Annotated in this window: 9 protein-coding genes; 3 read left to right on the forward strand and 6 right to left on the reverse strand. The window is 51.7% G+C overall.

Features of this window, described 5'->3' with window-relative positions:
- Positions 1–84 precede the first annotated feature (84 nt).
- Positions 85–3,231 (forward strand): SusC/RagA family TonB-linked outer membrane protein, encoded by a 3,147-nt coding sequence (locus R3I13_RS01725; RefSeq protein WP_346316186.1) that lies wholly within the window; start codon positions 85–87, stop codon positions 3,229–3,231.
- A 19-nt stretch (positions 3,232–3,250) separates the two neighbouring features.
- Complete coding sequence (locus R3I13_RS01730) at positions 3,251–4,840, forward strand: RagB/SusD family nutrient uptake outer membrane protein (RefSeq protein ID WP_346316187.1); 1,590 nt, start codon at positions 3,251–3,253, stop codon at positions 4,838–4,840.
- A gap of 66 nt (positions 4,841–4,906) precedes the next feature.
- On the opposite strand, the gene R3I13_RS01735 is transcribed toward R3I13_RS01730, so the two are convergent.
- Positions 4,907–7,402, reverse strand: coding sequence for a histidine kinase dimerization/phosphoacceptor domain -containing protein (locus R3I13_RS01735; RefSeq protein WP_346316188.1), 2,496 nt, complete (start codon positions 7,400–7,402; stop codon positions 4,907–4,909).
- A 443-nt stretch (positions 7,403–7,845) separates the two neighbouring features.
- On the opposite strand from R3I13_RS01735, the gene R3I13_RS01740 reads away from it, so the two are divergent.
- Entirely contained in the window at positions 7,846–9,252 is a 1,407-nt protein-coding gene (locus R3I13_RS01740) for a sigma-54 dependent transcriptional regulator (RefSeq protein ID WP_346316189.1), read from the forward strand.
- Here R3I13_RS01740 and R3I13_RS01745 read toward each other — a convergent pair.
- The 5 genes from R3I13_RS01745 to R3I13_RS01765 form a co-directional block, all read right to left on the reverse strand.
- The gene (locus R3I13_RS01745) at positions 9,234–10,151 is read right to left on the reverse strand and encodes an AraC family transcriptional regulator (RefSeq protein WP_346316190.1); all 918 of its coding nucleotides are present in this window, start codon (positions 10,149–10,151) and stop codon (positions 9,234–9,236) included. The genes R3I13_RS01740 and R3I13_RS01745 overlap by 19 nt on opposite strands.
- A gap of 395 nt (positions 10,152–10,546) precedes the next feature.
- Complete coding sequence (locus R3I13_RS01750; RefSeq protein ID WP_346316191.1) at positions 10,547–10,963, reverse strand: nuclear transport factor 2 family protein; 417 nt, start codon at positions 10,961–10,963, stop codon at positions 10,547–10,549.
- Positions 10,964–11,176: 213 nt separating this feature from the next.
- Complete coding sequence (locus R3I13_RS01755; protein WP_346316192.1) at positions 11,177–11,989, reverse strand: SDR family oxidoreductase; 813 nt, start codon at positions 11,987–11,989, stop codon at positions 11,177–11,179.
- 44 nt (positions 11,990–12,033) lie between these two features.
- Positions 12,034–12,426 (reverse strand): heme-binding protein, encoded by a 393-nt coding sequence (locus tag R3I13_RS01760; protein WP_346316193.1) that lies wholly within the window; start codon positions 12,424–12,426, stop codon positions 12,034–12,036.
- Positions 12,427–12,505: 79 nt separating this feature from the next.
- Complete coding sequence (locus R3I13_RS01765) at positions 12,506–12,982, reverse strand: DUF2490 domain-containing protein (protein ID WP_346316194.1); 477 nt, start codon at positions 12,980–12,982, stop codon at positions 12,506–12,508.
- Positions 12,983–13,055 lie beyond the last annotated feature (73 nt).

Genomic DNA, 13,055 nt, shown 5'->3' on the forward strand with positions numbered 1-13,055 from the left:
TACCGGACCGGAAACTATACCACAGCACATCAACCAAATTTCACCAGATACCGCACATACATTCTAACAACTAAACATCAAGTCATGAAGAATTCAAGAATTACCAGGTGGATGTTTTTCCTTTTTCTAACCAGCCTGCCATTACACCTTCTTGCACAAACAAAAACGGTGACCGGGAAGGTCACCACCACAGACGGCGAGCCGCTGGTGAACGCCAGCATCGGCATTAAAGGCCAGAACGGCGGCACGACCACCGATGCGTCGGGGAGTTATTCCATTACCACCGGCAATAACCAGGTGCTGGTATTTTCCTATACCGGTTTCGCTACGCGTGAAATAAACGTGGGAAACCAGTCTGTGATCAACGTGCAGCTTTCATCAGCATCTACCAATCTTAATGACGTGGTGATCATCGGCTATGGAACTGCCAGAAGAAAAGAGCTGGCCGGCTCGGTGGCCACCATCAACCCCAAGAGCGCCGGCGCCAATACTGCCACCAATGCGGCTTCCCTTGTTATCGGGAAAGCAGCCGGCGTGCAGGTATTACAGGGCAGCGGCTCTCCCGGGGCAGCTCCGCAGATCATCATCCGCGGTACAGGCTCATTCACACGGGTAGACCCATTATATGTGATCGACGGCATACAATCCACGAGAGATGTGTTTGCCACCATACCGCCCCAGGATATTGAAGACATCACCATTCTGAAAGACGCCGGCAGCACCGCCATTTATGGCTCTAACGGCGCCAACGGCGTAGTGATCATTACCACCAAAAAAGGACGCGCGGGGCAGCCCCATGTTACAGTCAACGCACAATACGGCATATCCAATGCCTGGAAAAATATGGATATGATGAACGCCTCCCAGTATTTCGACCTGTTGAAGGATTGGGCGGCCGTACAGAAAAATGGCGTACTGCCCGGGAAATTCACCGGCCCGGATGCGGACAAATACAAAGTAGACAACACCGTGTGGAACGACCTGATATTCCACAATGCGAACAGTTATGACGTGAATATCACGATCAGCGGCGGTTCCGAGAGATCGACCTATCATTTCTTCTCCGGCCTGGCAGACCAGGAAGCGATCACCGGCAGCGTGGAACTGAAAAGATGGACCAACCGCCTCTCGCTCACCCAAACGGCAGGGCGGTTTTCCTTCGGCGAAAGTTTCCTGGTAAAGAACGACTGGTCTTCAGGCTACACCGTTCCCATGCGCGATTACCTGTACATGCCCAATTACCAGGATATTTATGACCCCGGCATTTTCGGCGGCTATTCAGCCATGAGCAACGGCGCCGATTATACCGGCATCGGCAACCCCAGGGCAGCCTGGGAGACGCGCTCTGCGAAATCGAAGAACATCCTTTTTATCCCGCAGCTGTATGCTGAAATACGATTGATCCCCGGCTTGAAATTCCGCTCACAGTTCAATGCCCAGTTGGGCAACAGCCGGAGTGAATATTACCAGAAAGCGTATAAGTCGGCCAACAACATAGACATCAGCCGGGAAGGCTATGCGTCCGTGTCTGAAGGCGGGAAATATACGATAGAGAACTATTTCAGCTACAACAAGATCTTCAACACCGTGCACAGCCTGTCCGTTACCGCGGGCAACAGTTATATCAACGAAGGCCGCGGAACTTCTGAAACCGTTAAGGGTTCAGGTTACCTGCATGATTCTATTCCAAATGTGTATGTAGCACCCAATAAAACCATTGACGCTTCTACCTACCCCATCGGCTCTGCATTGCTTTCTTATTTCGGGAGGATCAGCTATGTGTACGACGAACGGTACATTATAACAGGAAGCCTGAGAAGGGACGGCGCTTCCAACCTCGACCCTGAAAGGAACTGGGCCACATTCCCCGCAGCGCAGCTCGGGTGGCGCTTTTCGGAAGAATCATTCCTGAAGATGTTGCCCGCACTGTCTAACGGTATGCTGAAAGCCAGCTGGGGCCGCACCGGCAACAACGCCGTGCCGCAAACCGCCTCGATCGTTACTGTATGGAACGGCGCGAACCCCACGGGAAGCCTGAGCTATCCTTTCGGCATCACTGAAGACCATGCCAACGGCGCTGCGGCCACCATCCGGAACTCTGTGCTGCCCGTGGTTTGGGAAACCACAGACCAGACAGACATCGGCCTCGAGCTCGGCTTCCTGGACAACAAGCTGACCATGAGTTTCGACTGGTACAAAAAGCACAGCAAAAACCTGCTCACACAGGTAATGTTCCCCAACAGCGGCTGGACGGAAAATAATGCGCAGGCCAAAATGTATTACAACGCAGGGGATGTGACCAATACAGGCTTTGAAGCCCTGATCAGCTACAGCGGCACGATCGCCAAAGGCTTTGAATTCAACATCAGCGCCAACGGCAGCTACAACAAGAACAGGGTTGAGAAGATCCGCCTCGGCGAAGGTTTGCCGGACCAGATCATCAAAGCCGGCGGATACTGGCCTACTGAGTATGCGGCTTTGGGCACCACTACCCTAACCCGAGTGGGAGACCCGATCGCATCATTCTACGGCTACCAGGTAGAAGGCGTAATTTCTACCACCGCGGAACTCACAGCCCTCAACGCCAAAGCGCCCGGCGGCGTGTATTACGACAAGAACACCAAACCCGGTGATTTTAAATTCAGGGATGTTAATGGCGACGGCTTCATATCCGAACAGGATAAAGTGATGCTCGGGTCTTCCATTCCCAAATTCATCTACGGTCTTAACATGGGAATGAACTATGCGGGCTTTGACATGAACATGGTATGGAGCGGCACCGGCGGCGTGAAACTGTTCCGGTCCTCCAAGATCTTCCTTTCTGCGTTACAATCTTCCATGCACAATGCTTCCACAGAGCTGCTGGACAGGTGGAAACAGGAAGGCGACGTGAGCGTGAACCCCAGGGCGGGCCAGAACGGCAACCTCAACCTGGTGCCGTCTGACTGGTATGTTGAAAACGGCGATTACCTGAGGCTCAGGAACTTCACCATTGGCTATACCCTTCCGTTAGGAAAATCGAACAGCATCATCAGTAAAACATTCAGCAACATCAGGGCGTATGTGGCCGCGCAAAACCTGCTCACCATCACCAAATACAAAGGCTATGATCCTGAAGTGTCCAACCCGGACGGCAACTCGGCGGACATTCTGAGCCGGGGGATCGATGCGGGCGTTGCCATGCCGCAGCCGCGCACGTTCTTATTCGGTGTTCAAATAGGGTTTAACTGATTTTTAAAAACAAGAGACGATGAAAAAGATCAATGCATTATTACTGGGTATCATAGGCATGTCTGCCCTTTCCTGCAACAAAGACCTGCTGGTTGTAGAAAATCAATCCCAGTATAACTATACGGAATACTTTACGACTCCTTCCTCCATACAACAGGCCACCAACGCGGTTTACGTTGTCCTGAACAATACAGGCATGTGGCCGCGCGAATACTATTACAATTTCGACTTCCTGGGGTTTGACGTAAAACAGGGCCCCAACCTGCTGGGCAGCTACCTGCAGCTGGCCAACTGGGCGCACAATTCAACCCATACCGAAATATCGCTGTTGTGGGCAGGGTTGTACCGCATGATAGCCCGCGCCAATCTCGTTGAAGACAGGGGGGCCATAGTGTTGGCGGCAGCAACCGATTCAGCCACCAAAGCGGTATTGACCAGGAACATCGCGGAAGCCAAATTCCTGCGGTCTTACGCACGTTATCACATCGCGATGCTCTGGGGCGACGCTCCGTTGAGGCAGGGCATGGCAAGCTACCAGGACGAATTTCCCGCCCGCGCCCCGGTTGCAGCGTTGTGGGCGGCGGCAGAAAGCGACCTCAAAGACGCCATCGCCGTATTGCCGGTAACGTATGCAGACAAAGACCTCGGGCGTGCCACCAAAGGAGCGGCTGTGGCTTTGCTCGGAAAAATTTACCTGTACCAGAAAAAATGGGCTGACGCACAAAGCACCCTGGACCTGCTTACAAAAGCGCCCTATACCTATGATCTCCTGCCGATGGCCGAATGGGATAATCTTTTTGATGACGTGGCCGCCCATGCAGCCAATAAAGAAACCATCTTCCAGGTAATGAACCGGACGTGGAACCCCAATGATTACGCAGCCGGCAATGGCTGGTCGCACGTTTTCGGCGGCGCGGAATCAGCAGGGAAAGTGAGCATGAGCATCCGCGCGGAAGAATATGATTTCCTGGGCTGGAACAACACCGCATTGACCACCGCCACGGCGAACGCCTTTAAATACAGCTGGTCGGGCATGGACACTTTGTATAAAGACCCGAGGGGAAAAGTTACGTTCTACGGCGACGCCGCAAGCGCCGGCGCGACACAATACGCAGAGAAAACCGCCACACCCGCCGCTTTTCCTTTCAACACCAAAGGCTACCAGCTGCGGAAATATGGTTTGAACTTTGCCTTCGCAGGCCCGGTGCCCTTTATGACCGGCGTAAACGGTCAGATCATCCGCTATGCAGACGTGCTGCTGATGCTGGCCGAGGCTTATATCCAGCAGGGAAATACCGGCACCGCCCCGCTCGACCTCATCAACAAAGTACGCGCAAGGGCCGGCGCCCCGCTATATGCCAGCCTTGGAGATAAAAATGCCGCCATGGCAAAAATAGAACTGGAAAGAAGATTGGAACTTACCGGCGAGCAATCCCGCTACTTCGACCTGATCAGGTGGGGCAAATACGTTCAAACGGTGAACAGCGAAAGAAAAGCGGAAGGGATGACAGAGACATTATTGCCCAGGCATGTACTGCTTCCCATCCCCTCTTCAGAGAAAGACTATAATCTGAATGTGAAAAATGGGGTGAAAGACGATTGGAATTAATGGAATGTTATTGTCTTAAAAAGATAAAGGCCGGCATCGTCCGGCCTTTATCTTTTTAAGACACCATTACGCCTTTTCCATGAGATCCACTTCCCCCTTCCGCAGGAGCGCCGTATGATACGGAAACTCAACGCTGACGGAAGTACCGCCGGCGCTTTCGATCCTGCATATGCCGTCAAGATCGCCGCTCAGGCCCCTGATCATACTCATTCCCAATGAACTGCGATCGCTATCATTAAAATCCGCAGGCAGCCCGACGCCATTGTCGGCAATAGTAACAGTGAGCTTATCAGGGTTGGTCTGTTCCAGCTTGATAGTAATGATCCCTGCCATATCTGAAGGGAAAGCATATTTTATGCAATTGGTTACCGCCTCATTCAAGATCAATCCCAGGGGAACCGCCAGGGAAGCATCGAGCAGGATATTGCCGATATGCACCCCGAACTGGATCCGCTGGCCGGTGGCAAAACTTTCTTTCAGATCGTTCACAAGGTCAAAAATATACCCGGGCATGCTGATCAGCCCTACATTTTCACCCAGGTACAATTTCTTATGGATAAGAGAAATGGAATGGATCCGGTGCTGCGTATCACGGATGGCATGAAGAGCCGATGAATCCTCCAGGTAATAACCCTGGATGTTCAGCAGGCTCATCACGATCTGGAGATTGTTCTTCACCCTGTGATGCAGCTCCTTCAGCAACCATTCCTTTTCCTCCACCAATTTTTGCAGGCTCCGGTTTTTCAGGTCGATTTCATTCTTTTGAACGGTCAGCTGGTTATTATTTATTTTCTTTAACCGGTAACTGTTATACAGCAACCCAATGATCACCAGCGTCGATACAAGACCTGCGATAGTCATATTCCTCAGTATTCCCGCTTTTTCCAAACGGGCCTCCTGTATCTGGGATTGTTTGCTCAGCAGGTTGATCCGGTCGTCCTTCTGTTCCGCCGCGTATTGCACGATCTTAAAATCCTGCTCTCTTTTTTCGGCGTTGAGGATGTTGATCTCCTGCTGCCGCAACCTTTCCTGCTTCTCTATCTGTATCTGAAGCCCGGCCTGCAGCAGCCTGCCTTCCTGTATCTCCCGCTGTTTCGTCAGCAGGTCTATGTGCTGCTGCCGTAAAATAAGATCCTGGTCTTTTTTCTCCGTCTCATACTTAACCATCAGGTTGGCCATGGCCTGGCGGCTGGCGCTGCTATTGATGGAATCATTCATCACCTTGAACTCCGACAAATGGCGGAATGCCGACCGGAAATCGCCCGACGCCGTATCGATCCTGATCTGTAAACTCATCGCGACCATCCTGTAGTTCGTAAAATTCCAATCCTTTTTTATTTGATCGAACTTTGACAAAAATTCCCTCGCCCGGTCATATTTCCCAACCACACAATAATATCGCGCCATATCGATATAATGCCCTCCCCTGGTCAGCTCCAGCTCCACGTTATCAACAATTTCACTCGACATATTACGGGAGTATCTATCCACCGCCAGGAAGTAAGGCTCTGCCTTATCAACCTGGTTCAACTCGAGGTAACAGTTCCCGATAAGAAGATTAATTGTTCTGTGCTGCAAATTATTAACCGGTGGAAAGTCCCTGGCGGACTTCAGGAAAACTGCCAGCGCCTCCCGGTACTTTTGTTGGGGAAAGAGGATTGATCCCAGCTGCCTCACATGATGATAGAACATTTCCGAGTCCTGGAGTTCCATCGAAAGCTTCATCCCCTTCGCCGACATGTTCTCACTTTCGCTATAGCGTTCCAGCTTTTTATAGACCTTAGACAGGGTTATGTAAATATGATTCTTCCACTGATTATTTGAGATCGTATTCGTACCGGCTTCACAAAGCTTTAATATTTCAAGATGATAATAAAGCTGTTTGCCGGGGTCGGCCTTGGCCTGGGCTATCTCGCTCAGCCCGAGGAATATAAGCTTGTACTCCCTTTTGCCCCTGGCCCTGGCATCGGCCAGCTGTTCCAGGTATTCCTTTTCGGCCAGGTCCAGCTTCCCCTGGTCTACGTGCGCTCTTGTAATATAGTTTCGCGCTTCCATTTCCTCGTCAAACTGGTTAAGCCTCCGGTAAACAGATCTTGCTTTTTCAAAAAAGGAAATTTTCATCGGGTAATTCCCGGTATCCTTATTGGAGATCTTCCTGGCGATATACATGTAAGTTTCCGCTTCCGCAAGTGCATCTCCCCGTTTCCGGGCATACGCGGTGAGCCAGTCGATGCCGGCCATTGCTTCAGTTGTCTTATTTTTCCAAAGCAGTATCCCTACCTTCAGCCGGAGCGCTGCGTTTATGTGTTCAGGTAATCTCAGCTCCTCGCTGAGCCGGAGTGCTTTTTCGGCTGCGATCAATGCACTGTCGAGATCATTCCTGATATTCCCATAAAACCGGCTCAACTTCAGGAACAGGTTCACCCGGCTGGTATCCGGCCTGCTTCTTTCAACAGCCGCCCATAAGGGCTCAGGGCCTGCAATGATTTGCCCCCGCGCTGCATTCCGCTGTATGCCAGGCAGCAAAACCAGCAGGACGACTATTCTGACATTCAACTTCATGATCATACATTTTTTTCTACATACCCAAAGAGTAACAATTTCTTTCGCATAAAGGAAGGCTCAGGGAAGGATCCGGATGCCGGTAATTTTCATCGTGAGGCAGCCCGGAGACCAGTACCATGGCAAGCGGCAGCGCATTGGCGGTCTCCCCGCAAATATATGTTTAAACATCAGTTTTTTATTTATTTTTGTAACAGGCACCAGTCTTTATTGTTCAGCGTCGGGAGATAGCATATATAGACATTAAATATTCCGTTACTTCATATTTCAAGGGTCCTCGGGCAACATGCGGGAAACATATCCGTATTATACCGGGCTGCTCCTTTATACGCTTTAAAAGCAACTGTATGCCGAAGCATTTTCTGCTGCGTTGTATTGTCATTCCTTTTGCCGGCGGTACTGACAGCAAGGCGCTACACAATAAGAACAGTTAAAGCAACAGGATGAAGAAATTACTAATCGTTGAAGACGAATTTATTGAAGCCAAAAATCTCGAACGCATCCTGGTGAAGGCGGGGTATGCGGTTTGCGGCACGGCCCGTTCCGTAGACGCTGCGCTGGCCATCGTTTCCGAAGAGCAGCCGGACTTCGTGCTGATCGATATTTTTCTCAAAGGCCCGCAAACAGGCATCGATCTCGCCATGGCGCTCCGGCGGAAACAGATTCCCTTTTTGTATGTTTCCGCAAATTCAGATCCCTCCACGCTCGATGCCGCCAAAAAAACGGCGCCTTACGGTTTTCTCCTGAAACCTTTCCGTGAAAGGGACGTACTGGTGATGCTGGAGATCGCGATATACCAATATGAGTACGGGTTGGAAGCCATGATGCGCAAGCAACCCGCTTCGGGGCATTCCGCCCGGCCGGATGGCAATGCATCCAATCCCCCCGCCGGCATCATTGGGAAAAACCCTTCGCTGCTGCAGGTGATGGAACATGTGCGGATCGTTTCGCCTTCCGCCACTTCAGTGCTGATACTCGGTGAAAGCGGCACCGGCAAGGAAAGGATCGCACAGGCGCTGCATGAGATGTCACCAAGAAAAGCCCATCCGTTCGTAAAAGTGAACTGTGCCGCATTGCCCATTACTTTGATCGAATCCATCCTTTTCGGCCATGAAAAAGGCGCCTTCACGGACGCCGTAAGCCGCGTCACCGGGAAATTCGAACAGGCTGAAAAAGGCACGCTTTTCCTTGATGAGATCGGCGAGCTTCCGGTAAGCGTACAGGTGAAGCTGCTGCGCGCCCTGCAGGAAAAAGAGATAGAACGCATCGGTGGCAAACAGGTCATGAAGGTAGACGTACGCATCGTGGCAGCTACCAACCGCGACCTGGAGAAAGAAGTAGCGGCAGGGAGATTCAGGCTTGACCTGTATTACCGACTGAACGTATTCCCGATACACATCCCACCGCTACGCCAGCGAAAAGACGATATCCTCCTGCTCGCCCGGCATTTTATTGAATTGTTCTGCAACCAGGAAGGGCGCGCGCCGTTCTCACTCCCACCCGGGTTGTGCGGCAAACTGCAGGATTACCACTGGCCGGGCAATATCCGCGAGCTGGAAAACGCCGTAAGGAGGATGGTTTTGCTCGGGCCCGACCTGCCGGATGCTTCCGTGTATTTCGGCGAACGGGCACATGCAATGCCGGGGCAGGCGCCTTTTGCAGAAAACCAGGATGTCAAAACCTGGCAGTCGTACGAACGCGAATACATCCTTTATACGCTCAGGAAATGTAAGGGGAAGATCAGCGGAAAAAGCGGGGCAGCGGAATTACTGGACCTTGCCCCGTCTACGCTGGAATCCAAAATGAAAAGACTGGGTATCAGGAAACACGACTACACCAATAAGGAATGAGCCCCGTCCCCCGCCAGCCTGCCATGCTGCAATTGCTGAAACAGCGCGTTGTTCCGCACCAACGATGGCGGAATGCCGAACCTTGCTTTGAATATCCTGGAAAAATGTGCGATGTTCTCAAACCCTAACGTATAGCAGATGTGGGTGATCGTCATTTGCGTTCCGGCAAGCAGCTCGCAGGCCTTTTCCAGCCGCCTGAGCCGTATCCACCTCGAAGGCGGCATGTTGTAAATGGCCTGGAAATCGCGTCTGAAGCTGGATAGGCTTCTGCCGGACAAGCGGGCCAGCTGGCTGAGCGAATGAGTATTCATCAGGTGCTCTTCCACGACGCTGTTGATGTCGCCACGGAAACGCTCGCGAAGATCGAGCGCCAGTTCCAGCACAGGCTGCTCCTGGCGGCAGCCCGCGAGGCAAAACAGCACTTCCAGTAATTTGATCTTAGCGAGATGCCCGGTAATGCCGGCCCCGTCTGTAAAGTATGCCTTTACCGAATGCAGGCAAGCCAGCAGGCGCTGCCCGGGCCGATGCACCATCAGCATTGCCGAAGGCGCATGGCAAACGGGTTGCAGGTGTGCGGACCTGATAAACTCCTGCACGATGGACTTTTTCAACACAAACAATAAAAAACCGGCCCCGGTGCCCCCCAGGGAAGCGGAAACAGAATGATACCGTACGAGTATTTGCTTCCGCAGGAAAACGGCCTGCAGAGCCCGTGCTTCGAAAGTGGATTCCCCGTATTGAAAAATAAACTCCCCTTCGCTGATAAATAAAAGCGTGTTGTCCTCCGGGCAAAGGCACCCTTCGTTTGCCAGCTGCCCGTCGAAATAATAAATGCCTGTAGCGCCCGGGGTACCTGTATCCCCTTTGTTCTCAGCCCGTGAAATGTTACATAGTTGCATGATCTCATGTTTTTTTAACAGCCAATATTGAAGCGGTGCGGAACGGATGGGAGCACCGGTTTCAGGAGCAGTTTTTCAAAGGGCATGCCATGCACATTGTTATATAAGAATCAGCTTTATACACATGTTACGAATAAACATTTCCCGTTAGTTCGTGAACGGGCATTTTTTTATTCCCGGTATTTCGGGGCGCACTTCATGATTTGGGGAAAAGCACGACCGCCGGGCGGCCGCGCTTCCGGGAAGAATATTCCGGTAAAAACATCGGATGGAAAGGCCGGGGCATCAGGCCCTGGTTCATGCTAATTACGAAGTGTTGCGTCGGATGGTTCCCGTTTAACCCGCAGCATTGTTCGTATTCGAGATAAGCGGACCTCAGTTTGACCGGGTACTGTTTATTCGGGCTGAATTCCGGGATCAGGTATCCTCTCCCATAGTTCGGCCAGTGTAATACTATCGAAAAAGGCCAGTACGTTTACGATCCTGCCGTCCTTCACTTTCATGAACCAGGCGTAGGTATTGTTGTAAACGGAACCGTCGGTACCGGTCGCTTTACCATCCCACAACGCGATCACCATATCCTTTTCGGCGTACAGCATTTTAAGTTCCGGCACGATCCTTTTTGACAACTTCCGGTTAAGCGGATCGATGGCTTCGCGCAGGAATTGCTCCCGGCTGGTGTAAGTTTTGGCGATGGGACTTTTCCCGGAGATTGTCCACACAACATCATCGGCCAGCAAGTCAAAAAAGCTGCCGGTGCCTTTGGACCATTGCTCAAATCCGTTACGGATGAGCGTTTTGTTCTTATCCATGGTATTCGTTTGAGATTTGGCCCGCAGGAAGCCGGCCGTCATAATCAGTAGAATGCATAACCCTTTCCGGGCATTTATACTGAATGGAGAAAAATTTTTCATGGGAAAACATTAAGCAGTGTGAAAAAAAGATTCCCGGCCAGCCACTTCCTGCTGATCACCACGCTATCCGCAGCTGCCGGGAATAATGAAGCATGCTTATATATTTCCGTGCTAAATGGTCACATCCCAGGCTTTCAGCTGATGTTCCTTCAGCATGTCTTCTACAAATTTGGGAACCACGTTCCTGAATTTTCCTTTGTCCGACGGAACGATCTGTATCATCGCGCTGATCATTTCTTCGGGATCCAGCCTGCCTTGCGGCGTTCCGAGCAGGGAATCGAAGGTGGCCTTCATTTCGGCGCGTTTGGTGAAGTTCTTACTGTCGTCCAGCCAGCGGAAGGGGTTGTCTGCCATCGTTTCGTTGTAGCCGGTCAGGTAGGCTCCGGGGTTGATCGTTTGTACCTGGATGTTGTACTTTTTCAGCTCAGCCGACATTGCTTCTGCCACCGCTTCCAGCGCGTGTTTGGTGGAAACGTAAATGCCGTAACCGTCAGGTGTGAACAGGCCGCCCATGGAGGAAGTGAATACGATCTTCCCTTTCTTTTCCGCCCTGATCCATTTTGCCGCGAACTGCTGTGCCAGGCTGAGCGGGGCAAATACGTTCGTTTCGAAGTTGCGGCGCACCAGGTCGACGGGGATCTCGAACACAGGCCCCGCTTCCCCGATACCTGCGTTGCTGAAAAGAATGTCAACGTCCCAGGTGAGCGCATAGGCTACGTCGTAGTGGTCGAGAATATCCAGGCGTTCTACCCTCAGGTTTTTCTCAAGCCCGAGTTCTTCCACCTTTTTACGCAAGGCAGTAACCTGGGGTGATATCTGAACACCGGCGATCACTTCGTGGCCAAGCTTTGCCAGCCCGATGGCCGTCCCTTCTCCAAAACCGGATCCAGCGCCGGTAATGAGGATCTTTTTTTTGTCTGTCATAAATGGATGTTTTGAGATGATAAAAAATGTACGGTTTGTTGCGGCTACAGTTCGCTCCCTGCCGCCGCGATGGCTGCGTCCTGCCTGATGGCACCGCCAGACACACCGATATACCCGATGATCATATCGTCCTGCAGAATGGGCAAGCCGCCCGCAAAGCCCAACAGGCCGCCGTTGGTGTTTTCAAGGCCGTAAGCGCCGGCTGTGGGCTTCAGGAAATCGCCAACAGCTTCGGAACTCATCCTGAATAACATGGCGGTTTTGGCCTTTTGCAACGCGATATCGATGGAACCAACGAGCGCATTATCCATCCGGATAAAGGATTTGAGAAAGCCCGCGGTATCGAGCACGACAATGTTCACCGGCACTTTCAGCTGGTCTGCTTGCATTATTGCCATTTGGAGCGCCTGCTGCGCCTGTTGCAGAGAGATTTCCATTGTAATAGATTTTAAGGATGTTGTTGATAAAGCAAAGTTGCGGCTCCTGCCCCTTTTTCATTTTACCGTCGCGTTCTATTCATTTGATCTTGCCGTTCAAAGCCGGGAATTGCCAGGTACCCATGATAAATACTATATGTGTGGCGCCGTTATAGTAGTCACGCTCGTGGATATACGTAATGTCGATGCTGAACCTTTCAGAGACATCTCCGGCCACCCCTCCCGCTATCCTCTTCCTGCTCCATCGGCCGCGGTTGAAGAAATAAAAAGCCTCGCCGAAGACGTAAGGTTTGATGGAATGGTAACGCAGGGGGAGGAAGAGGCGAAGCCGGTTGCGGTAATAATGAATATCCCCGGAATGGCCCCTGAAGCGGTTCCAGAGAACATTCCGGTCGTCGATCAGGAGTTTTCCGGCCGGAAAAGAAAAGATAATGCCGTGAAGGAATGTATGCTCCTGCAGCAAAGACGGGTTGTCGCGGCCAAGGTACAGGTAAGCGGGGTTAAAACTGATGTGGTTTCCTGTTTTGATATACGCCTGCAGGTATACGGCATGCATGTTAAGTTGTGGATTGTAGCCGTATTGCCCAATAAGCTTCAGCCCCGGCGACGGTTGCCATTCCGCTCCGGGG

Source organism: Chitinophaga sp. YIM B06452 (assembly GCF_039655965.1).
In the GTDB taxonomy this organism is placed as follows: Bacteria; Bacteroidota; Bacteroidia; order Chitinophagales; family Chitinophagaceae; genus Chitinophaga.